General features: G+C 32.2%; 20 protein-coding genes. 11 read left to right on the top strand and 9 right to left on the bottom strand.

The genetic code is table 11. The features are described from left to right. Positions 1-9 precede the first annotated feature (9 nt). The 7 genes from ACQ0RB_RS05715 (at position 10) to ACQ0RB_RS05745 (ending at position 6,903) form a co-directional block, all read left to right on the top strand. On the top strand, positions 10-1,092 hold the full coding sequence (locus ACQ0RB_RS05715; RefSeq protein WP_430497124.1) for a serine hydrolase domain-containing protein: 1,083 nt from the start codon (positions 10-12) through the stop codon (positions 1,090-1,092). A 9-nt stretch (positions 1,093-1,101) separates the two neighbouring features. Continuing rightward, positions 1,102-1,962 carry an SDR family oxidoreductase gene (locus ACQ0RB_RS05720; RefSeq protein ID WP_430497126.1) on the top strand — a complete coding sequence of 287 codons (861 nt, stop codon included), beginning with the start codon at positions 1,102-1,104 and terminating at the stop codon, positions 1,960-1,962. Between the two features lie 3 nt (positions 1,963-1,965). Continuing rightward, the gene (locus ACQ0RB_RS05725) at positions 1,966-2,583 is read left to right on the top strand and encodes a CatB-related O-acetyltransferase (protein ID WP_430497127.1); all 618 of its coding nucleotides are present in this window, start codon (positions 1,966-1,968) and stop codon (positions 2,581-2,583) included. 166 nt (positions 2,584-2,749) lie between these two features. Further along, positions 2,750-3,724 (top strand): alpha/beta fold hydrolase, encoded by a 975-nt coding sequence (locus ACQ0RB_RS05730; protein WP_262732919.1) that lies wholly within the window; start codon positions 2,750-2,752, stop codon positions 3,722-3,724. A 111-nt stretch (positions 3,725-3,835) separates the two neighbouring features. Further along, the gene (locus ACQ0RB_RS05735) at positions 3,836-4,480 is read left to right on the top strand and encodes a hypothetical protein (RefSeq protein WP_430497129.1); all 645 of its coding nucleotides are present in this window, start codon (positions 3,836-3,838) and stop codon (positions 4,478-4,480) included. A 36-nt stretch (positions 4,481-4,516) separates the two neighbouring features. Further along, complete coding sequence (locus ACQ0RB_RS05740; RefSeq protein ID WP_430497130.1) at positions 4,517-5,641, top strand: serine hydrolase domain-containing protein; 1,125 nt, start codon at positions 4,517-4,519, stop codon at positions 5,639-5,641. Between the two features lie 5 nt (positions 5,642-5,646). Continuing rightward, positions 5,647-6,903, top strand: a complete 1,257-nt coding sequence (locus ACQ0RB_RS05745; RefSeq protein WP_430497132.1) for a S41 family peptidase — start codon at positions 5,647-5,649, stop codon at positions 6,901-6,903. Here the strand turns inward: ACQ0RB_RS05745 and ACQ0RB_RS05750 are convergent, their stop codons facing one another. Next, positions 6,904-7,260: a DUF983 domain-containing protein gene (locus ACQ0RB_RS05750; RefSeq protein ID WP_430497134.1), complete on the bottom strand. Its 357-nt coding sequence runs from the start codon at positions 7,258-7,260 to the stop codon at positions 6,904-6,906. A gap of 92 nt (positions 7,261-7,352) precedes the next feature. Here ACQ0RB_RS05750 and ACQ0RB_RS05755 point away from each other — a divergent pair, with 92 nt between their 5' ends. From ACQ0RB_RS05755 to ACQ0RB_RS05770, 4 genes are all read left to right on the top strand, one after another. Further along, a complete protein-coding gene (locus ACQ0RB_RS05755; protein WP_430497136.1) occupies positions 7,353-8,225 on the top strand; it encodes a helix-turn-helix domain-containing protein in 873 nt (290 codons plus the stop codon). A 207-nt stretch (positions 8,226-8,432) separates the two neighbouring features. Beyond that, positions 8,433-9,332: a hypothetical protein gene (locus ACQ0RB_RS05760; protein WP_430497138.1), complete on the top strand. Its 900-nt coding sequence runs from the start codon at positions 8,433-8,435 to the stop codon at positions 9,330-9,332. A gap of 220 nt (positions 9,333-9,552) precedes the next feature. Then, entirely contained in the window at positions 9,553-10,308 is a 756-nt protein-coding gene (locus tag ACQ0RB_RS05765) for an SDR family NAD(P)-dependent oxidoreductase (protein ID WP_430497140.1), read from the top strand. Positions 10,309-10,332: 24 nt separating this feature from the next. Further along, positions 10,333-11,250, top strand: coding sequence for a helix-turn-helix domain-containing protein (locus ACQ0RB_RS05770; protein ID WP_430497142.1), 918 nt, complete (start codon positions 10,333-10,335; stop codon positions 11,248-11,250). Positions 11,251-11,341: 91 nt separating this feature from the next. Here the strand turns inward: ACQ0RB_RS05770 and ACQ0RB_RS05775 are convergent, their stop codons facing one another. From ACQ0RB_RS05775 to ACQ0RB_RS05810, 8 genes are all read right to left on the bottom strand, one after another. Further along, a complete protein-coding gene (locus tag ACQ0RB_RS05775) occupies positions 11,342-14,518 on the bottom strand; it encodes a M1 family aminopeptidase (protein WP_430497144.1) in 3,177 nt (1,058 codons plus the stop codon). 2 nt (positions 14,519-14,520) lie between these two features. Continuing rightward, positions 14,521-15,393 (bottom strand): ABC transporter ATP-binding protein, encoded by an 873-nt coding sequence (locus ACQ0RB_RS05780; RefSeq protein WP_430497146.1) that lies wholly within the window; start codon positions 15,391-15,393, stop codon positions 14,521-14,523. 31 nt (positions 15,394-15,424) lie between these two features. Next, on the bottom strand, positions 15,425-16,651 hold the full coding sequence (locus ACQ0RB_RS05785) for an alpha/beta hydrolase-fold protein (RefSeq protein ID WP_430497148.1): 1,227 nt from the start codon (positions 16,649-16,651) through the stop codon (positions 15,425-15,427). Then, positions 16,648-17,373: a DUF4386 domain-containing protein gene (locus ACQ0RB_RS05790; protein ID WP_430497149.1), complete on the bottom strand. Its 726-nt coding sequence runs from the start codon at positions 17,371-17,373 to the stop codon at positions 16,648-16,650. Before ACQ0RB_RS05790 ends, ACQ0RB_RS05785 begins: the two co-directional genes overlap by 4 nt. Positions 17,374-17,495: 122 nt before the next feature. After that, positions 17,496-18,614: a type 1 glutamine amidotransferase domain-containing protein gene (locus tag ACQ0RB_RS05795; RefSeq protein ID WP_430497150.1), complete on the bottom strand. Its 1,119-nt coding sequence runs from the start codon at positions 18,612-18,614 to the stop codon at positions 17,496-17,498. A gap of 152 nt (positions 18,615-18,766) precedes the next feature. Then, positions 18,767-19,744 carry a helix-turn-helix domain-containing protein gene (locus ACQ0RB_RS05800; RefSeq protein WP_430497153.1) on the bottom strand — a complete coding sequence of 326 codons (978 nt, stop codon included), beginning with the start codon at positions 19,742-19,744 and terminating at the stop codon, positions 18,767-18,769. Positions 19,745-20,079: 335 nt separating this feature from the next. Next, complete coding sequence (locus tag ACQ0RB_RS05805) at positions 20,080-21,375, bottom strand: DUF885 domain-containing protein (protein WP_430497155.1); 1,296 nt, start codon at positions 21,373-21,375, stop codon at positions 20,080-20,082. A 174-nt stretch (positions 21,376-21,549) separates the two neighbouring features. Next, positions 21,550-22,917 (bottom strand): CocE/NonD family hydrolase, encoded by a 1,368-nt coding sequence (locus ACQ0RB_RS05810; protein WP_430497157.1) that lies wholly within the window; start codon positions 22,915-22,917, stop codon positions 21,550-21,552. Positions 22,918-23,013: the final 96 nt, after the last annotated feature.

The following is a 23,013-nucleotide window of genomic DNA, read 5'->3' on the forward strand; positions in this document are numbered from 1 at the left end:
CGAACAGTTATGACAACTTTACACAAACTTTTAATGGCATTTATAATTGCAATTTTAATGCTTTTCACATCATGTTCAACCGATGATGACAACAACACAGCTTCCATTAATTACACAACTGCTGAAAATTTATTAACCGACATCAACTTTCAAGGTTATGCTATTATCACAAAAAATGGAAACGATTTGGTACGACAAGGTTTTGGCTTAGCCAATGAAAACACAGCACTTCCTCAAGATTACGAAATAGCATATCGTATTGGTTCAGTATCAAAAACCTTAACTGCAGCAGCAATTATTCAGCTAAAACGCGATGGCTATATTTCTAATTACAACCAAACGTTAAACGAATTCGATCCTGAGTTTCCTTTCGGTAATCAAATTAGTATTACTCAACTTTTATCACACCAATCCGGTATTCCAGATTATCAATTTGTTGTTGAAGATGCTGCAACACAAGGAAACTTTTTTGATGAAGAAGATATCTATGAAGTTATTATTGAACTAATTACAGAAAACGGTCTCAACTTTGCACCAGGCGCAAGTAAACAATACAGTAATTCCAACTACCTTATCGCTGCGTTGTTGGTTGAAGAACTTACAGATATGTCTTACCACGAGTACATTCAGCAAAATATTCTTAACCCTTTGCAAATGACAAACACGTACAGAGGCACAGACAATATTAACCCAAATACACATGCAGAAGGCTACAACAATGGTAATGTAAACAGTGTTTACCCGATGAATTTAGCGTTTGGCGCAGGCGATTTTAGTAGCACACCAAGAGATATGGAAACGTGGACAAATGCGGTAAAAACAAACTGGTTTACGACTACCGAAAAAGAAGACATATTCGTTCAAGATGTACCAAGTGGCTATGTAGATTTTGGTTTAGGTTGGTTTACTACACAAGAAGGCAATACCACACTCTATTGGCATGGTGGCGATATCAATGGGTATTGGAGTATGATTGGTTTTGTGCCAGAGCATAACGCTACCATTGTGCTATTAAGCAATAAGCAGGATGATACAGGCATACAGCGTAATACCATTATTGAACAACTATTAACAAACGAGTTTAACCAATAAATTACAGATATGCAACATACCAACGTTTTATTGGCAGGTGCTACTGGTTATCTTGGCAGACATTTATTAAAGGTTTTAATTGAAAAACAAAACCAGGTCGTTGCTATTGTCCGTAAGCCAAATCAGATAGATAATCCTAATGAAAACTATCTAGAAATTAAACACGCCGAAGTCACCAAACCAGAAACTTTAAGAGACATCTGTAAGGGCATAGACACGGTCATTTCAACCGTTGGTATTACGAGACAAAAGGATGGTTTAACGTATATGGACGTCGATTATCAAGCAAATATGAATTTACTTGCTGAAGCTAAAAAGTCTGGTGTAAGCCACTTTGTTTATGTGTCTGCTATTAATGGCGATAAACATCGACATTTGAAAATTTTTGAAGCCAAAGAAAAGTTTGTTGATGCTTTAAAAACATCAGGATTAAATTATACCATTGTTAGACCTAATGGTTTTTTCTCTGATATGAAAGACTTTTTACAAATGGCAAAATCGGGTCGTGTGTATTTATTTGGATCAGGAAATCAAAAATTCAATCCAATTCATGGAGAGGATTTAGCAAAAGCTATTGTCGATAACTTAGAAGATTACAATAACGAATTAACCGTTGGAGGTCCTGATATATTAAGCTTAAATGATATTAGTAAACTCGCTCTGACTTCATTAAACAAGCCTATAAAAATAACACATTTACCAGATTGGATAAGACGATTCACTATTTGGACTTTAAGAACTTTTACCAGCGTTAAAATCTATGGTCCGATTGAATTTTTCTTAACATTAATGGCAGACGATAATGTGGCACCTACCTATGGAAGATACCATTTAAAAGACTATTTTAGAGAAGAAGCTAAAACGCTATAAATTATGAATATTCCAGATCCAAATACCGTTTTCCCGTTGGCCAATTACAATAAGCTTTGTTTTTTGAAAAACTACATTAAAAATCCGAACATTAAGGTTGGTGATTACACCTATTACGACGATTTTGAAACGGTTTCAAACTTTGAAAAAAATGTGAAATATCATTTCGATTTTATAGGAGATAAACTCATCATTGGTAAGTTTTGTATGATTGCTTCTGGTGCAACTTTTATTATGAATGGCGGCAACCATTTAACCGAAGCCACATCAGCATATCCATTTGCCATTTTTGGTGGTGCGTGGCAACATGCTATGGATGGTAAAAGCTATCCAACCAAAGGTGATACCGTTATTGGTAATGATGTGTGGATTGGTCACGATGCTACCATTATGCCTGGTGTAACCATTGGTGATGGCGCTATTATAGCCACAAAAGCAGTGGTTGCAAAAAACGTAGAACCCTATACTATTGTTGGTGGAAATCCTGCAAAACCTATTAAAAAGCGGTTTTCTGAAGATACCATTTCAAAACTATTAGAACTTAAATGGTGGGATTGGGATATCGAGAAAATCACTCAACATGTAGATAAACTTTCATCTCATCCTGAAACATTGTTATAAAATATTACCCTAAGAACGAATAAGAGGTTTAGCACTAATTGTGTTAAGCCTTTTTTTGTTTATAAAAACTTGATGGATAGACTAAATAGGTACTGAATTATAATCTAAAACGAAAAAAAATACTTTTCAAAGCACCTTTGTATCAATAAACTAAAAACAATTAAAAATGAATTTTAAAACAAATATCTTAATAATTATAAGTGTGTTTATATATAAAATGAATGCACAAAATATACAAAACGTTCATCAAAAAATAGACACATCCTACTTTGTAAAGATTGGAGATATAGACCAATACATTAGTCTTAAAGGGATTAAGAACAAACCAATAGTATTGTATTTACATGGTGGTCCTGGTGCAGCGTCATCTGCTCATAGTGAAAAAATAACAGCATCATTAGAACAAGATTTTTTAGTGATTCATTGGGATCAAAGAGGCGCAGGCAAAACCTTAAAACAAAATAATATAAAACAAAGACCAACATTAGCATTAATGCAATCAGATGCTGAAGAGTTACTTAATTATATTTTAAATACGTTTCATCGTCAACAAATTATTTTAGTGGCAAATTCTTGGGGTACTTCATTAGCTTTTCATTTATCAGAAACACATCCTGACAAAATTTCAACATTGGTTGCCATAAGCCCGATTGTAAATCTTTTGTCAAGTCAAAAAAGTCTGAATAAGATGCTTATTAGACATTTTAGGAAATCTAAAAACCAAAAAGCAGTTACGCAACTAAAAACTATTAATATACCTTATCATAATGCAAAAGATATGGCCATTCAGTTCAAATGGCTCTCTGAATACCAAGGCGAGTCAATTAATGATACTCTCTACAGCCAATATTTACAGTTTTTCGAGCAATGGTACACCAAATGGAGTTTATTATACAGCCAACTTTATAAGATAAACAAACTAAAAAACAAACCTTTAATACAAGGTAGAACGATTATTTTCTATGGAGATAAAGACTATACTGCTTACTATAAGTTAACCAAAAAGTTCTTTAAGGGTATAAAATCTAAAGAAAAGGAAATTTATAGGTTTAAAGATGTAGGTCATCAAATACCGATGGAAGCATCCAAGAGTATGCAAGAGCTACTTCTTAAAGTTCTACTTAAAGGAAACTACAACTAAATATTTAAAAGGTTTCAAATCATAATTCAGGACGATTGACATTCACTTCTGTCTCATCTTTGTCACATCAAATAATCAATCAAAAAACGAACAATTTAAACATCAATCACAATGAAAAAATTAGTAATTATCTGCTTAACACTTTTCACAATTCATGGTTTTGCTCAACAGATTTCAGAACCAGAAAAACACAATAACGCTGATTTAAAATATAGAGTCAGTTTTCCTGCCATTATTATAGGAAATATAGGAAAAGGTGGTGAAAGAACCAACACGCAACACATTGAATTACATGTTAAACGCGAGCTTGATGCAAAAAACATTATTGGTGTTAAATTAGCCACTTGGCGCTTATTTCAACCTATGGGTATACAATGGTGGGATGGACTTAGAGACAAAATAGATTCGGAAACCGAATTTTATCCTGGTTATTTACGCGAAACAGGTGTTGGTATATCTTATCAGCGCATGCTTTGGAAAGGACTATTTGCTTCGGTTGAAGTTTTACCGTTGTATAAAACCTATTTAGATCTTGATGATAAGAAAATAGCCAACGGATTTAAACTTTACAACTCGTATCATGTAGGCTACCATTTTGCTTTTGGTAAAAAGAAACAGTTTTTTATAGAACCACAATTTCATTGTAATGTTTGGCATTTTGACACCAATACGCCAGATTCATTTAAGCAACTCGACAACAAATGGGATTCTTATTTCCTATTTGAGCCTAATCTTTATATTGGTATAAAATTTTAACCTATAAGACCATCTTAAAATTCTAAAACTAACATTATGAAACATCTATTTCTAAGTTTAATATTTTTAGTTGGATTATCAGCTATTGCTCAGCAAACAACAGAAACAACAATTAAACAACGCTTTGAAACTGAATTAGAAAAAGAGAATATAAAAAGTGGAATACTGCACGTATATTCTGAATCTCGTGGTATTAACATTCAGATTGCGGAAAGTAAAGAGGATTCTATTTCAATAGATTACCCATTTTACACAGCTAGCATTACCAAGATGTTCACCGGAACAGCAATTGGTATTTTAAAGGATCAGAATAAATTAAATTTTGAAGATAAAATTGCTCAATATTTACCAGATTCATTAGTAAATAATCTTCATGTATTGGATGGTAAAAACTATTCAAAAGAGTTAACCATTGCACATTTATTGCAACACACCTCTGGCTTACCTGATTATTTCACAGACGAAACTAAAGACGGAAGTCCAAATATCATTAATCAACTATTAATGAATCCTAATAAATTGTGGTCTGCAGAAGAACTGATTCAGTTTTCAAAAGACAAGATGACACCACATTTTGTTCCCGGGACAGACTATCATTATACAGACACAGAGTATGTGCTTTTAGCGTTGATTATTGAAAATGTGAGTGGTTTATCTTTAGATAAGTTCTTTAAGCAGCATATTTTTCAACCTTTAAACATGCATAGTTCTTATGTCAACTTAAAATCGTCTTCTATAGAAAACAAACTTCCTGTTGTTAAGTTTTATGCTAGTCAATATGAATTATCGTCTCTTAAAAGTCTGAGTGCCGATTGGGGCGGAGGCGGTTTAGTATCAACCACTCACGATTTAATTGCATTTTTTAAAGCCTTTAATACCTATAAAATTGTAAAAAAAGACACACGTTTAGCTATGCAAAATTGGGTAACTGAAACTAAAGGTATGGAATACGGTTATGGGATAAGACAAGTTTCTGTTGGTGAATTAACTAATACAGAAAGCGACTTACAACTCATTGGACATTCAGGATCTACAGCTTCCTTCTTATGGTACTGCCCACAATTAGATACATATATTTCGGGTACTTATAATCAATTAGAAGTTTCAAAAAATGCTTTACTTTTGGTTATTGATTTACTAAAAGCAGTAAAAAGAAAATAAGTTTCATGAATACATTTCAAAAAAAAACAACCTGTCTTTTAATTCTTTTTGTCTCGATGTTAAGTACAATGTTAGCTCAAACACCAAACAAAATAGATTGGAAAGAAGACTTACAAATTTACAAAGCATCTTTAGAAGACAAACATATAGACCTTTACCATTCTGTAACTGAAGAAAAATTTAATGCAGAATGGAGTAAAATTTATGACAGCATTGGTTTATTAAACGATTTTGAAATTACCTTAAAATTAATGCAATTAACAAGGCTTATAAATGATGGGCATACAGCTGTATCACTTCGTAACTATGATATCCACGACTATCCCTTAAAAATAAAACATATAGAAAATCAATGGCGCGTTGTAAAAATTAATAATACTAACAAAAACCTATTAAAATCTACACTTGTAGCTATTGATGGTGTTCCAATAGACGAGGTTATGTCTAAGGTTTCAAAAGTTGCTCAATTTGTCGAAAACGAACATTCATTATTAGTTAGAACTGGAAACTATGCAACCATAAGCGAATTGTTATATGCTCTTGGTATTACAAAAAAATCAAACTCAGCAACATTTACTTTTCAAGACATAAACCATCAAAGTATAGATTTAAGACTTGACGCTTTAAATCAAACAACTTCAAACTCTGATTCTTTTCAAGAACTTGTTATCGGTATTCCTGAAATCATTAAGCCTGAAAACCTCTCTTTTGAGTATTTATGGTATGCTCCTATTCAAAACACAAATGCGGTTTATATCCGATTTGATAGCTACCCTTCTTTTGAAAAAATGCAACGTTTTAGCGAAGAACTGTTAGGCTTTATTTCTAAAAATAAAATTGAAAAAATTGTAATTGACATGCGCAATAATGGTGGTGGCGATTTGTATGTTGGCATAGCACTAGCCTATGCTCTAAATTTGTCTGATACTGTAGATTGGAAACAAGGCGTTTATGTTATGACTGACGCTGTAACATTTTCAGCAGGAACTAGTAATTCTGCTCTTTTTAAACAGTTACTAAATGCAAAAATAATTGGACAACCAACAGGTTCCAACCCAACTGGTTATCAAGACATGGATCAGTTTGAATTACCAAACTCTAAACTTGTTATTACGTATTCTAAACGAAGATTCAATTTATCAGAAACGATAACCCAAGGTATTTATCCAGATGTAATATTAAATTACAATTGGAAAGACTATCAAAATGGTTTAGACACTATGCTCCTATGGGTTATAAAAGACATTAAAAAGAAGGAATAATTATGCCTTATCCTTGTAAAATATATAAATCCAAATAGACCTCGACAATTTAAAGTTAATTGTCCCTAACAAAACAGCTATTGTAGCAATAATAGCAAAAACTCGTAAAGGTGATAAATCAATAAAATACCAGAACACCACAAGACTCGCAATCATTTGCGCTACGGCAAGTCCGTAACTCACAAACATAGCTCCAAAAAAGAAACCAGTTTCGCGCTCAAACTTATAGTTACAAACAGGACATTTATCATTCATTTTAGGAATATTCAACAATAAGAGATTACCTCTATTACTAAAAATTTTACCGTTTTTACATTTAGGACATTTACAAGTCAACGCAGCAATGACATTACGCATAAGCAACTATTTTATTAGCAACAAAAGTAAAACCTCTAATCCTTTTTACATATATAGAATTTGCACTATTATTTGTACTTTTAGGACATATTATGCAAATTCCTGTTTTAAATATTAGTCAGTTTAAAGAATCAGCACCTCTTAATGAAGTGTATATCAATTCATTTTCAAAACATATACAGCGTAATAAAGATTTAATAAATAAACCACACAGTCATAATTTCTATCTTTGTGTACTATTTACCAAAGGTACTGGTACTCATGAAATAGATTTTGATTCTTATACGATTAATCCAGGTAGAGTGTTTTTCTTAAAACCAGGACAAACTCATTTTTGGAAATTTAAGACACAACCCGAAGGGTATATCTTTTTTCATTCGCAAGAATTTTATGACCTAAAGTTTTTAAATCATACCCTACATTCATTTCCGTTTTATTACTCCTATCAAAATCCTCCTGTAGTAGATTTAACAAGCCAACAACTCTCATTACTACAACTTAAGTTTAAAGAGGCTTACACCGAATATATGCAACCTAACCTTTTAAGAGAATTAAAAATAGTAAACTTGTTTAGTGACATTTATATTGAACTTACTAGAGCATATACCACTAATATTAATTTAGAAAAGCTTAAAACATCTCAGTATTCGCAAATATTAGAGAAGCTAGAGCATTTAATAAACAACCATTTCCTTAAAGAAAAACTACCAAAGTTTTATGCACAAGAACTTAATATAACTACCAAGCATCTTAATAGAGTAGTTCAAAAAACCATTAACAAAACTACAAGTCAGCTTATCTCAGAGCGAATTATCCTAGAAGCCAAACGATTAATTGTGCATTCTCATGATAACTTAGCTACAATTGCTTATCAGCTCGAGTTTTCAGACTACGCCTATTTTTCAAAAGTATTTAAATCCAAAACCGGACTAACTCCTTTAGAGTTTAGAAAAAACTATAACTAATAGAAAAAACAATAGTTATATTAATTAACAGTACGTAGAAATAAGTTAGAAAAATAAAGGTTTCAATGATTCATTACTTAAAATCATATCTGAATATACTCAAACAACTATACTTATAGATGCTAAAGTAAAAACTACAAAATGTCACAATAACGACTTAAAACTGTATATTGGTATAAATATAAAAAAACCTTTAAACAACTATATATGAAATTTGTATTATTGATTTTCTCAACCTTAATATTTGTTAATTTCAGTATTTCACAAGAGGCTAATATTGAAACAATTTTTATAAAAAAAGGCGATTTATTGGATAAACCTGGACCAGATGGTTTAAGATATACTCAATATCGAAAAGGAGACAAATGCATAGTTTTAGAATATTTTAAAGGAAGTTATTACAAAGTAAAGTACAAAAAATGGGTTGGTTTTGTATCTTATTATGATTTAAAAATAAATGATGAATTAGAAAATTTAGTAATTGAATTTAACCGTTCAAGAAAACAAAAAATAGAAACAGAAAGAAGAGTAAGAGACTCAATAGAAAAACAAGAAAAAATAAAAAGAGAGATTATAAAAGCTAACAAGTTAAAAGAAGAAAAAATCAAAGACAGTTTACGACTAATTGAATTAAATATCAGAGACAGTATAGCAAAAATAAAAAGAAGAAAAAATTGTCATTATACTTTAAATGAAATAGACGAATTCACAAATAAAAGAGTTATTACTACAGAATATTATACCATCGCCAGTAAGTTATATAATAATTATTATTTTATGATAAAGCTCAAAAGAATCGAAAATTCAGAATACATTTTTTTTGCATTAGACGATGATTTAGGCTGCACTTCTCCATATAAAAATAGTAACTCATCAGTGAAAATAAAATTAGAAAACAATGACATAATTACTTTTTATCATGTTGGTGACATAAACTGTGGTGAGTTTGAATTGATAGGAAAACTAACTAATTCTGATAAAAGTAGACTTTTAAAATCACCAATAAAGACTATTAGACTTAATGGAACTGACTACTATGAAGATATTAAAGATTTCGATTATTCAGACTTTTTCTTTGATAAATTGAAATGTTTAAACACCGAGTAAGATGAAAAATAAATATCCTTTTTTATTAAAATTTAGCATAATTTAAATTCACTTTTATTAATTCCTAAAAACACTCCGAGTGATATCTTTTGCTTCCTTCTCGTAAAAAAACTTCATACCTACCTATAGAATAGATTTAAACAAAACAAACGTAGATTTGGAAAACTATCTCTTTTAGTATTTGCTCAAATTTGTATCATCATTAAAAAACTACAGTAACATGAAACAAAAAACAGCAATTATTACAGGTGGCAGTAGAGGTTTGGGACGCGACATGGCTCTTAATTTGGCACAAGATGGAGTCAACATCATTTTTTCATATCACAGTAACCAAAATAAAGCCAACGAAGTTATTTCTGAAATTGAAGCTATGGGTCAAAAAGCAGCAGCATTTCCTTTTGATGCCAACAACCCTAAAAGCGGACAAGATTTCATTAATAAAGCAACCAACTATTTACAACAAGAAAATGGAAGCAAAAACTTTGATTTTTTGGTTAACAATGCAGGTACTGGAATGTTTAACTTAGTGTCTGACACTACTGAAGTTCAATTTGACGAAATGATGAACATACATCTAAAAAGCGTCTATTTTTTAACACAAGCAGCTTTACCATATCTCAATGAAGGCGGAAGAATCATTAATATATCAAGTGGTTTGGCACGTTTTAGCTTACCAGGAATGTCTGCCTATGCTATGATGAAAGGTGGAATTGAGGTCTTTACACGTTACTTAGCTAAGGAACTAGGTAAACGTAACATCACAGCCAATGTGATTGCCCCTGGAGCCATCGCAACCGATTTTGCTGGAGGCAGCAACAAAGACAAAGAAAAAGCAGACTTAATCTCTAGCATTACAGCACTTGGTCGTGTAGGTGAAGTCGAAGATATTGGTGGAACTGTCGCTTTCCTTTGCTCTAAAAAAGCTGGTTGGATTAACGGACAGCGTATTGAAGTATCTGGTGGTATGTTAGTGTAAAATCTTTTCTTAATTTTATAGCTAATGAAAGACTTAAAACACTTTAAAAAGGTAAGTGATTACCATAAACAAGCCAATATAGCTGCACCTGAACATCCATTAATTAGTTTAGTGGATTACAGTCAGGTGCAGTATCCTTCAAATATTGAGTCTCTAAAATGGAAACAAGATTATTACACTATTGGCTTAAAACGCAATGTGCCTTACAAGTTCTTCTATGGTCAACAAGAATATGATTTTGATGAAGGTGTGATGACTTTCATTGCGCCTAATCAAATTATGAGCTTAGGAGAAAATCCTAACATTAAAACCAATACACCTTCGGGTTGGCTTCTATTGGTACATCCTGATTTTTTATGGAACTCGTCCTTAGCAAAAACCATAAAACAATATGAGTTTTTTGGATACACCGTAAACGAAGCATTATTCCTTTCAGAAAAGGAAGAACAAATGATGTTAAATATTTTAATGCAAATTCAAGGCGAATACCAGTCTAACATAGATAAATTCAGTCAGAAAATCATAATTGCTCAAATAGAACTACTCCTCAATTATGCTGAACGTTTTTATGAAAGACAATTTATTACCCGAAACATTTCTAATCATCAAGTATTAAGTCAACTAGAAAAGGTACTTGCAGAATATTTCACTAAAAACCAAACAATTGAAAACAGCATACCTACCGTACAAGATGTTGCTGACCGCTTAAACTTATCGCCTAACTATTTAAGCAGCATGCTCAAATCCTTAACTGGACAAAGCACACAACAACATATTCATAATACAATTATAGAAAAAGCTAAAGAGCAATTGGCAACACCACTACTCTCTATTAGCGAAATCGCCTACAATTTAGGCTTTGAACATCCAGCTTCATTTACCAAACTTTTTAAAAATAAAACAGACATGTCTCCTTCTGAATTTAGAAAGACGTATAATTAATAACTAGAGTAAATAGCAATCAAATATTTACTTAAATAACAATTCTTAAAAAGATGCTTCTATAGCTTTTCTTTTTGGTTTCTAGTCATCATTATTTGTTAACATCCATAAACAATTGATCAACTTTAGACCTCAACGCATCATTTGGCAGCACTTTATAAAACTCCTCAAGCAAATCTAAAGACGTTGGTTTTTTTGGATATTTATTATTAGCTAAAAACCTTCTTAGCGCTTGATTTACCTTATCTTCACCAATTAATTCAGATAATTCCACCATAGCAATCGCACCTTTTGAGTAAGCTATATGTGTAGCTCCATAAGGCACTTTGTATAAAGGCGGATCTCCATAAAGTCCTTTTTCGTTGTCATAAATTTGTTGATGAATTTGAACACGTTCCATCATACGCTCTTTACCATACAGCTTTTTGTAAATCATCATTTCAGTATACATGGCTAAAGACTCTGTAAGCATGGATGCACCTTCCCTTTCATCTGGGTTTATTTGGCTATTTCCCCACCAAATGTGAGCCAATTCATGACCTGCCAATTCATTAATAACATCCTTGCTTGGATCACTATCTATATTAGCGTGGAAAATCATGTTTTCGGTCATAAAAATAGTTGCTGGATATGCTGTAGCTGCAAATCCGCTTGTAAAAGAAGACACCTCAACAAAGCTTATTTTTTCAAAGGGATAGACATTAAAATTATCGATACAATAATCTAAACTCAATTTAGCATTTTTTAGTAGTCGGTCTACATTTTCAAAATGCATATCATGATAAAACACTTCAATCACTACATTACGATGCTTGATAGATTGCTTTTGGTACTTAGCAGAGGCTACTGCAAATCGAAATGGAATACTATCAGTTTTATACTGCGTAAATGACCTATCGTTTTCAGACCAAGTTTTAATTACATCGCCAATTCCCATAGGCGTTTGATTGTTTTCTGTAGACACCACTAGATCTAAATTGATAAAGTCATTTTTAAAAACTTTTGGTGCTTCAAGCGTCTTTAAAGGTGTTGGATTTCCAAGTTCGTAGGCTTCTCTTTTTTGCTCGTCCTCTATCTCTTTATCTGATTGGTATCCCAATGATGGATAATAATTACTAATACGCATAAACGAACCATTATTCACGATAGCATTAAACGATTGATGTCCATTGACAGCATACCATTTGTATGATAAATGAAACTCTAGAATCGCTGTGTCATTTGGCAATAAAGGTTTATTAAGCTTGATTTCTGACACATGCTTATCGATTGAAATAACTTCATTCTGTATTTGAAGTTTTGCGTTCTCTAATTTTAAATCAGCGTGAAAATTGAGTAGAATCCTATGTATCGATTCATCTGATAGATTTTGAAGTCTATACTTTCCTTGAATCTCATAAGCATTTTCAGAAGGATACAAATCTATTTTTGTATCTACATCTGTAATTGTAGGTTGAGATATGTTTTCATAATGACGGAAATTCTTTTCATAATTAACAGCTTCAATTAGTTGAGCCTCTTCATTTTTTGGTAAATAACCCTTCATAAAATTGAAACCTGTAAAAACGCTCAATCCCAAGAAAACAATGACAATAAAAGATTTGATTTTAGACCATCGTTTTGATTTCAAATATGAATTAAAAATCCACAATAACCCTAAAAGACAAATTCCAAAAAGCGATCTATTTGAAAAAGCTGACAGGTAAGCACCATAACCATTTAGGTCACTAAACACACCCTTAAACCCTGAAAAAACATGTAATAATGGATAGGGCAACAACATCTTTATTAATGGTGTTGTAAACGCTACAACCGCTAAGATTGAAACACCTAAGGCTACATATTTGCTATTGATGATACTATTGATGAGAAGTAGCAATGTACCAAAAAGGAAAAGCGGAATAGTATTAAATATGATAACTCCAAAATAAGCCAACCAATCAACTTGTGAATATCCATAACCGATTTGAAAAACTAATGCTAGTACTATAAGTAGCGTAGTTAAGAATACTAATAATACAGCCAATGACATTAAGTGTCCTTTTAGCTTTGCTTTTGAAAAAAATGCACTGTCTTCAATTAAGTAAAAATTGGCAGAGCTACTTCTCCAATACATGTCATTAACAAAATACACTAAAATGAATCCTCCTAACAAATGAAAACTTTGAGAAATAGCAGTCGCCAAAAGTCCAGAACTGGCATAATAATTTGGCAAACGTATGCCTTTATCAATATCTGAATACATTTCCATACCAACGAAAAATACCAATAGCATAGAAACGGCAACTATAGTTACGCTTTTAAACAGGTAAATTAAATCAACTTTTGCAAAGGAAATAATTGCGTTTAATTCTGACTTAAAACCAAAATTAAGAGCAGGTGTTTTGACTTTTGTTAATTTGACTATTGCGTCTTTAACGTTATGTTTTTTACGCTTCAATGTCTTTTTACTTGTCGCTTTATTAAACACATAAAAACGATAAGAAATCACCAAAAACAACATTGACAATAGCACATAAACGATACGATTGATAGCCAAAAAACCTTTTAGTGGCACGATGAATTGATTCTTTTCAGAAACACTTAAGTCTCTAGCCTCAAAGAAATAGGCAGATGTTCCAAAAGGATCTAACAATGATGATAGCTGTTGTACTTCTATAGATTGCGGAATGCTTCCTGCCATAAATGGTGAATTAGAGAACACCAATAACACCATATAAAGCACATACAATAGCAATCCTCCAATGACCACTAATAACTTCTTACGTGTGGTGTAAGCAATCATAAACAAAACGCTACAAACGAAAAAGCAGTTTAAAACTCCGAAAATTAAAAAGGGATAGAGATACGACCAAGAACTAAACCCTAACTGCATTTCGCTTCCTGTTCGTATGTTTTGACCAATAACGAAACCAATAATTAAGATTGAAAAACTTACAAATGTTTTTATCGTAAATCCTGAAAACTTCCCTATTAAATAGGTTTTAAGGGAAACTGGATATGAGAATAACATGATATCAAATTTTGTATCCCATTCCTTAAACAGAATCTCTAAGGCAAATAAAATAGCCAAAAATATCATGGACAGACTCAACAAAGCCATCATAAATCCAATGGTGTATGGTGAATTAAGATAAATACCTTCACCGGCAGTTAGGTTAAATTTATAACCACAAAACCATCCTATAACCAGCAATATGACACTTGTTAATCCTAAAACATAACGATTTGCGCTATGCTTTAATTGAAATTGAAGTATAGCATTCATAATTAACTATTTTGAGAAAGCACATTAAAGTATACGTGCTCTAGTATTGGATCAACTGGTAAAAATCCTTCAGGTTGTAAAGGTGCAACTACTGTAATTTGAAGTTGGCGTTCTATAAGTTGTTGACTGATAACATTGAGATCTGATTGGTACATTTCCAACTCATCATTAGCAATACTTTTTGACCAGATTTTACCTTCTAATTCTGTGATTAATTCTTTGGGCTTTCCTGTTTTAAGAATTCGACCTCTATTCATGACAGTCATTTCAGAACACAAGTTTTTCACGTCTTCAACCAAATGAGTAGATAAAATCACAACAACCTCACTACTAATATCACTTAAAAGCGTGTTAAACCGATTACGTTCTTCTGGATCCAGTCCTGCTGTTGGTTCATCGACAATAATGATTTTTGGATTGCCAAGTAAAGCTTGCGCAACTCCAAAGCGCTGTTTCATACCACCAGAAAACGTGTGTACCTCTTTATCTCTAAAATCCCAAAGGTTCACTTTTTCTAACAAATATTGAATCTGTTTTTGACGTTCAGTTTTGTTATTAATCCCTTTTAAAATGGCTATGTGATTTAATAAATCATAAGCATTTACTTTAGGGTAAACTCCAAAATCCTGTGGTAAGAACCCTAGATTTTTTTTAATATAATCTGCGTCTTCTACAACATCAATGTCATTAAATGCAATTGAACCTGAAGTTGGCTTTTGTAAGCCTACGATTGTTTTCATTAAAGACGATTTTCCAGCTCCATTAGGACCTAACAAACCAAACATCCCATTCTTTATTTCTAGGGAAATTCCATTAATGGCATTATAACCATTTTTATAAGTTAGATTTAGGTTGTCGATTTTTAATGTATTCATAATGTTCGTTTTTGATTGATTATTAATTGGTCTAGCCTTGGGTTTTACGCAATTTATCTATTGCTATTTGCAAATCTTCTTCTTGTCCTTGCTTGTATTTTTTAGATACCTCAATACCTAAAAGATACGTTTCTATCGCTTTTTCCTTTTGGTTGGTCTTTTCATATAATTTTGCCAATTGCGTCAATAACCCAATGTACATTGGATAGGCTTCTGAGGCTTTTTTTAGTACAGTTATAGCTTCTAAGTCATTCTCTTTATTGACCAGAACCGAAACAAGATTAAAATAATCTTCAGCAGGTCGTCTTGCCATATTGCCATACTTGGTTTTCAATTGTTCTTCAGCATCTAAAAAGCTATTATCACTAAAATTACTAATTAACTCATCGCTTAGTTTTAAATCAGAAAACAAAAACTTTAAACCATTGTAGTTCAACAGTAATCTAGATGCCATATGACCTTCATCTCCTACCTCTTCATGCAGCCATTTAAAATTTTTCGGATTATGTTGCTTTACAACATCAATATATCGCTTCAACTCCTGTCGCATTCCCCAACCGTCTCCACCACCAATTCCGAAGTAGACTGTTTTGTTTAGTATCCTATTGGATTTGAAGAAAGTTTTTGCCTTTTCAGTCATTTCTTCTTTGTTCCACCACAATGCTGGTGCTTGTATAATAAAAGCATCAAAAAGTTCTGGGTTTTCCATGAGTGTGTAAACACTAAACAAACCTCCAAAAGAATGACCTTCTAGAATACGATAAGGGTGAGTTCTATAATTGTTATCCACAAAGGGAATTAACTCCTCACTTAAAAACTCTAGAAATTTTGGTGATCCTCCACTCTGTGGTAATCTGGAATTCCCAGTGCTTCCTTGTAAATCCTTTCCAGCTTTTGAAGGAGTAAAATCTCTATTTCTGTCCAAACTCTCTATACCAACCACAATTATAGGTGGAATTAATCCCGACTCAGTTAACAGCTCAACAGTTCCAACGATATGTTTTATGTTTTGCAAACCATCTAAGACATATAGTACTGGATATTCTGCTTGGTTATCATTATAGCCTACAGGTAAAGAAATAATTACAGGGCGTTCTTCATTTAAAATATCAGACTGAATTTTGTGTTGAGTTCCTAAACCCAACAATTGATAATCTTCAGTCATTTCTATTTTATTAGCTAACTGTGCATTTGATTGATGACAAGACAAAACCACAATGGTAATAAGTATAATATGCTTAATTAATTTAGCTTTCATAATGCTAATTCTTTTAAATTCTTATAGGATTTTGTTGTTCCCTTTGTAATCATATAAAGTGTTAATCCTACCTCACCAAGAGCAGCGGCAACTCCTACAATTAAAGCTGTATAACTTTCATAACCTGGAACATTAAAATTTCCAAAAGTTTCAATAAGATAACCTGCTGAAGCACCTAATAACAAACCGCCAAATACTTTTGGAAATACATTGGATTTGTATATAAGCATAGCGAGTAACAAGCAATGAATACCAAAAAATCCTCCAGCAATTAAATATCCATAATGATGCGCTTCCATCAATAGACTGCTCATTTCCTGAGCTTGTGCTTCACTGAATGCGCCTGACATTCCGCTTGTTTCCAGCACCTTCAAAGCCATGTAGTGATTCAATAAATTTAAACTTCCTATCGCTGGATGTGCGATAAGTCTAAAGGCCGAAGACACCATTGCTAAAGTTTTATTGAAAGGTTTAAATATCTTATACAGCAGTATAGCTATTACTGCATCTAAAAGGAATGCTATTAAATCTGTGGTTAAACCTAATTGAAACAAACCTTTATTTTGCAGTATATTATTTGCGGTTTCTACAGCATTATCTGGTACAACAAGAGTTCCTCTAACATACCCTTGACTAAAACCAGCACAAATTATAACCAACAAGTAAAGTAATCCTGTGAGTCTAATCTGTTTTATACTCGCTAACGCTTTTACACTTTTCATGATTTCGACGTTTTGATTTATAAGCAAAATTCAGAAATAGGCACTTATTTTTATTGACTGTTAGTGCCAAAGATTTGATAATTCGGGACAACGCACTTGTATACGTTTATGTTACGTTGTAATTAGTTCAACTCTTTCAATAATTTCTCTGATTCTTCTTTCATCAAATCTTTAGAAATCAAATCGTTTGCAATGCGTCTTGCTTTATCTTTCTCGCCTAACGACACATAGGTTTTAGCTAATAAATACTGTAGGTTTTCATTAAAAAAGTGTGGTGAAGTCAACTCTACTAATGCAATACCTTTCATCAATTCCTCATTATTATCAGTCGATGCTAAAATCTTGTAATAACCATACGCAGCTACCAATGGTAAATCGTAATTAGCATTGTTCTTAGCGAGTTCTTCTTCAGCCCAAGCTATAGTTTTGGTGTTATCCAACACCTCCTGAATTAAATAAGCACTTCTTTCATCATTATAAAATTCCCTTTTTACAGGCGTAAGTCCTAAAGATTCCACAACAGCTTCTGCTGATTTTGTTGTTGAAAAAGGATTTTGACCTGTTACAAATTTTCCTGAAACAACAACTTTTGAAAGCATAAAATCGGTTTGTTTAAAAATAGCTCCTCTTGATTCTAATTTGGTTTCTAAACTAAATGGAAACTCATTTACCCATTTTTTCCCAAAAAGTTCTTCTTCTATGTTACAAAAACTAGTTAATTCTACACCGTTTATAATGTAATCTTTATCATCAACCACATTTACAAAAGCTGCTGGACCGTGACACACAGATGAAATAACAGTATGCTCTCTTTTGTATAAATTCAATATAATTTCCTGAAGAGAAGGGTCGAAAGGCAAATCAAACATAGCACCTTTACCTCCAACAATATAAATAGCATCGTAGTCATCGGCATTTATGTTTGCCGTAGCTATGGTGTTGTCTAATAAGCTTAAAGCCTGTTTGTCTTCCAATAGTGTTTTGTTGTATAACTTTTCACTGTTATACTTATCTGGCTCTGCTTTGCCGCCTTTTGGGCTAGCAACATCAATAGATAAATTATTGTTTTTAAAAATTAAATACGCTTGAGAGAATTCATCAAACTCATAACCTGGTCTTACAGATCCCATATCTTTTCCGTAACTGCTTACCACCATCAAAACCTTTTTCTTGGTATTTTTTGTTTGAGAAAGTAGGATGATTGGTAAAAAAAGAACGATACATAAAATAGTTTTTTTCATTTTTTGATTGTTTTGATTGAATAAAGAACACGAATGAAAAGCAAATTTGTTACTTCAAACGTTTTTTGTTCAATGACAAATGTCAAACAATCTATGTTTTATGTATTGACTTTTTAAGCCAAAAAATTGATTATTGAGGACAGTATAATTGGCTACAGGTTTTTGCGATATTCATTAGGCGCTTGACCTGTCCATCTTTTAAACGCTCTATTAAAAGCGCTTTGTTCAGAAAAGCCTGTTAAAAAGGCAATTTCACCAACCGATTGTGATGAATTGGAAAGTAATTGAGTAGCTGTTTCGTGTTGATTTTTTTGAATAAGTTCTCTAAAAGACAGATTTCTATCAGCCAATCTTCGTTTTAAGGTTCTTGCACTCATACCCAAATAGTCACCAACCTGTGAAATGCTTGGTATACCACTAGACATAGATTCTTTTAGTAGCTTATTGATTTTAGAAGTGAGCACATCTTCTTGTTCGCTTAATTTTGATTTTTCCTGCTCCATACGTTCCAGCAGAAATTGATGAATAAATTTATCGGCTTTTATTGTAGAGATCTCTAATGCTTTAGAGTTAAAAATCAACGTATTTTCAGTTGCATTAAAGTTTACAGGACAGTCAAAATATTCAGAAAAATAATCACTATCAGAAAATGAGTGTTTAAAATTCACCTCAATAGGCTTAATGTTTTTACCTGTTACTTCATTTAAAATTCCAACCAGCATCACAAAAGAGGCTTCATTGGCTGTTTTTATACCTGTTCTGTAAACCTCTCTGTTTAAAACAAGTTTAGTTTTATCTTCACACGCTTTCAACTCTATACTGCCATCATCAGTAACCAAAACCATGTAACGTTTTACATTGTTTAACACATCGATAGCTTTTAAGCATGTTTTCCAAGATAAGCCTAACGTTCCATAATCTGTAGTATCTAGTTGCTTGCCTTGTCGTAATCCAAAACCTGCTTGTAGCTTATCTGCTGCCAGCTCATACACTTCTAGCAACAATTCCATTGGCACACGCTTATTCTCTACTTTATAATCTAAAAAGTGATTAAGTTGCACTTTAGCTAAACCTTCGGATAAGGCAAGTTGAATAGCTTTGTTATATATTGTTGAAAAAACAACTGCCATAAAAGACACTAGGTTTTTAATGACTTTAAACTACTTTATTTAAGGACATTGACAGTCCTTTATGAGTGTTTAAATATCAATAATTGAAACCAAAAAGATAAACAATTTTTATTATCGCTAATTCTTTTAGGGGATATTTTGGTTGAATTGCTTTTTAAGTGAGTTGTTTCCCGACACATATAGTAACGCTACCTGTATTCATTGTCATAGCGAATGTACAATACAAATTTGGTGCAACAGATAATAAGTTAGCTTAAAAATAGAATAAAGAACAATAGATGATAGTACTTATCTAACCAGAATTAGCATTCATCTGTACTACAAGTATTTTAAAATCAATCACTTTTTAGGTTAAGCTCTAAGAGCGAAATCGGAATATCTCCATACTTCAATAACTCATTATGAAATTTTATATATTCAAAATCTTCTTTCTTTTTCGCCTCATCCAAAAATTTAAGAAATACATCTGAACCATACTTATAGGTAATAACCTGTGCAGGCCAACGTTTCATTCGATTAATTTCTCGCCAGCCAATAGCATCTTGATCTACGATATGCGCTTTCCAAAAGGAAATTGCCTTTTCGTCTGACCAGCCATAATAATTTATACCCACATCTAAAACAACTCTAACAGAGCGTATTAAATCCCATTCCCATTTACCGTATTCATCATATATGGTTTTATAAACACCTAACTCTTTACCAAAATGTTCCACATAAGCACCCCAACCTTCTACAAAGCCAGAGTACCAAAACAATTGCTGTATATCTGTACGTTTTATAATAGCATTAACCATAATTTGGTAATGATGCCCTGGAATGCCTTCATGAATATAAATCCAATCTAACTGACGCTCATTAAAAGACTCATTAAAATAATTAAAATAGAATGTGCTATTGTTATAATATGCAGGAACCTGTGAAAGAGATTCATTTGTACCTTGAGTTATATTTACATCAGGTATACTATCAATATATGGGAAAAAATTTGTTGCTTTTTTGGCAACTTCTCTTTTGGTGTTCTCAAATGCTTGCTGAATATCCTCAACATTATGCAAAAAAAATGAAGCATGGTTTAAATACTCTTGAAAGGCTTGCTCTGAAAGTCCAGATCTTATTTGCAAGTCTTTCATATTGGACTTAACTTTTTCAATCTCATCTAATCCAAATTGAAACATTTCGTCTGGTGTTACAGTTATATCAACCCATTTCTTCAATAAATAAGCATACCAATTTTTTCCATTCTTAATAGTGTAAATACTCTTTTTATCATCCAACTCAGTTGCATCATCCCATTGTTTTTCCAAAGAGATACGTTCTAAATTCAATGCAACTTCGTAATTCATAATGTGATAATCTAATTGCTGATATTCATTTAAGTTTTTAACATCCACATTAGTTAATTGCTTTGCAACCGTTTTAAAAAAAACCTCCTGCTGAATTATATTTTCAATTGGCTTAATCGACTTTAAATTCTGTACATAATTAGCTTGATGATATGGTATTTGTAATGCGATATAATTCTTTACAAAATCTTTGCGAACAGTTTCAAAGCTTATATTCTGAGAACATAATAATTGTGAAACCAATAAAAGAATCATTACACTATGTAATTTACTATACTTCATCATCTCAATCTTCTGTATTAAATTGAACTATAATTGTTAATGCTATTAAAAGCTGGAGTACTCTTCTCTCTTAATGATACAAACTTTACCTCATCAAATGAATTAGCAACCTATGTGAGTTTAATGAGCTTACCATTATCAAACCATATAAAACAATTAGCATCTTTCTTTTCGTTATTATTTAACTTTTGCTTTCATCCATTTAATACTCTCTTTTCCTAACGCGACACTATAATTGTCGCGTGCATGTGTCATGTAAGTACCATTTCCTAAAGTTTCGGCATTATGCTGCATTGAATCAAAATTCACAAAACCATGGTCAGCTTTCTTAACTACAATAAATTCTCCTTTACCTCCATTTTTATTAACTATATCAGCTATTTTTTCTGCACTTTTTGGACTGATTGCCTGAATATCAAACTCTCCGTACATTGCCAAAACATTGGTCTTTACTTTTGTCCAGGCTTCAGGAATATTTACATCTGCTAAATTTTGCCAAAAGTCGAAATGCCGTCCTATGTATTGGTTTTGTCTAAAATTGACTTCATTATCTCTAAAAAAATTGGCATAAGCTTCGTTCTCAAGAATTTCTGAACCTGAAAGTTTATTAATTAAAAAGTCTTCATTAAACTTTAAATTAACCTTATTATCTTCTTTAATTTGAGAATCTGAAACACCAAAATGCTTTGGTTGTATGGTATATAAATCTACCATATAATCGTACCAATTCTGAGCTATGCTTCCGTAGGTTAAAATGCCACGAGGTGATTTCATTTCGTTTAAAAGTGGTGCAATAACACCTCCCATTGAGTGTCCAAACATAAAGATGTTATCAGTATCTATTGTTTCTTGTTTCAACAAGTCTTTATAACCTTCTTTAAATGCAGTAAGCTCTTCATCAAAACTTATTTGCATACAATGCTTACTGCTCTTACTATCTCCTACGCCTGGTTTTTCAACCCTATAAACTGCAAAACCAGCATTAACCCAATCAGACATTAACTTTTTTGCCGGATTATCATCGGTAGTTGTTTCAACAGTTCCGCAGGTATAACCTTGTAAAAAATACACAACAGGAGCCTTAATTTTATGTTTAGGTGTTACCAGAATACTTCTTAGGACATTACCTTCATAAACTACTTCACCATAGGTAACATCTCCATTTTCAAAAGTTTCTATAGGTCTACCCAATAAAGCAGTCGATTTAATTTTCTTTGAATTGCCTGAATAAAATTCAGCTTCAATGTAATCTCCTTCATACATCTCACCAGTAATTGCTAAAACATCTTGAATTGTTCTAACAGATGACCCATTCAATTTTGTAAGTACATCATCTTGCTTTACTCCTAAATTTGCGAATGTTGAGTTTGGCATAACAGCAGTAATATGCACTCCTGTTTTAACCTTAAAATTGTGCTGCATTGCAATACTATCGGTTAATGTTTGCATCATGATACCTAACATACCTTTACGCTTTAATGTTTGAGATTGTAATGTTGTTGAAGCAACTAATACAATGAGAATATATAAGTATTTAATTTTCATGTTTAAACTTGTTGTTATATTGATTATCATATTAAAAATGGGAGAGATTTATCTTGATGAGAAGCAACCAGCAAACTTCCTTTAATTTTACAAACT

The organism is Gaetbulibacter sp. PBL-D1, assembly GCF_050509525.1.
In the GTDB taxonomy this organism is placed as follows: Bacteria; Bacteroidota; Bacteroidia; order Flavobacteriales; family Flavobacteriaceae; genus Gaetbulibacter_B; species Gaetbulibacter_B jejuensis.

Excerpts from the sequence above, each read along its gene's own strand:
- ACQ0RB_RS05720 (WP_430497126.1), top strand. The coding sequence starts at position 1,102 with ATGCAACATACCAACGTTTTATTGGCAGGTGCTACTGGTTATCTTGGC.
- ACQ0RB_RS05785 (WP_430497148.1), bottom strand. The coding sequence starts at position 16,651 with ATGAAAGCTAAATTAATTAAGCATATTATACTTATTACCATTGTGGTT.
- ACQ0RB_RS05715 (WP_430497124.1), top strand. The coding sequence starts at position 10 with ATGACAACTTTACACAAACTTTTAATGGCATTTATAATTGCAATTTTA.
- ACQ0RB_RS05755 (WP_430497136.1), top strand. The coding sequence starts at position 7,353 with ATGCAAATTCCTGTTTTAAATATTAGTCAGTTTAAAGAATCAGCACCT.
- ACQ0RB_RS05765 (WP_430497140.1), top strand. The coding sequence starts at position 9,553 with ATGAAACAAAAAACAGCAATTATTACAGGTGGCAGTAGAGGTTTGGGA.
- ACQ0RB_RS05805 (WP_430497155.1), bottom strand. The coding sequence starts at position 21,375 with ATGATGAAGTATAGTAAATTACATAGTGTAATGATTCTTTTATTGGTT.
- ACQ0RB_RS05795 (WP_430497150.1), bottom strand. The coding sequence starts at position 18,614 with ATGAAAAAAACTATTTTATGTATCGTTCTTTTTTTACCAATCATCCTA.
- ACQ0RB_RS05810 (WP_430497157.1), bottom strand. The coding sequence starts at position 22,917 with ATGAAAATTAAATACTTATATATTCTCATTGTATTAGTTGCTTCAACA.
- ACQ0RB_RS05735 (WP_430497129.1), top strand. The coding sequence starts at position 3,836 with ATGAAAAAATTAGTAATTATCTGCTTAACACTTTTCACAATTCATGGT.
- ACQ0RB_RS05740 (WP_430497130.1), top strand. The coding sequence starts at position 4,517 with ATGAAACATCTATTTCTAAGTTTAATATTTTTAGTTGGATTATCAGCT.
- ACQ0RB_RS05725 (WP_430497127.1), top strand. The coding sequence starts at position 1,966 with ATGAATATTCCAGATCCAAATACCGTTTTCCCGTTGGCCAATTACAAT.
- ACQ0RB_RS05775 (WP_430497144.1), bottom strand. The coding sequence starts at position 14,518 with ATGAATGCTATACTTCAATTTCAATTAAAGCATAGCGCAAATCGTTAT.
- ACQ0RB_RS05800 (WP_430497153.1), bottom strand. The coding sequence starts at position 19,744 with ATGGCAGTTGTTTTTTCAACAATATATAACAAAGCTATTCAACTTGCC.
- ACQ0RB_RS05780 (WP_430497146.1), bottom strand. The coding sequence starts at position 15,393 with ATGAATACATTAAAAATCGACAACCTAAATCTAACTTATAAAAATGGT.
- ACQ0RB_RS05760 (WP_430497138.1), top strand. The coding sequence starts at position 8,433 with ATGAAATTTGTATTATTGATTTTCTCAACCTTAATATTTGTTAATTTC.
- ACQ0RB_RS05745 (WP_430497132.1), top strand. The coding sequence starts at position 5,647 with ATGAATACATTTCAAAAAAAAACAACCTGTCTTTTAATTCTTTTTGTC.
- ACQ0RB_RS05770 (WP_430497142.1), top strand. The coding sequence starts at position 10,333 with ATGAAAGACTTAAAACACTTTAAAAAGGTAAGTGATTACCATAAACAA.
- ACQ0RB_RS05730 (WP_262732919.1), top strand. The coding sequence starts at position 2,750 with ATGAATTTTAAAACAAATATCTTAATAATTATAAGTGTGTTTATATAT.
- ACQ0RB_RS05750 (WP_430497134.1), bottom strand. The coding sequence starts at position 7,260 with ATGCGTAATGTCATTGCTGCGTTGACTTGTAAATGTCCTAAATGTAAA.
- ACQ0RB_RS05790 (WP_430497149.1), bottom strand. The coding sequence starts at position 17,373 with ATGAAAAGTGTAAAAGCGTTAGCGAGTATAAAACAGATTAGACTCACA.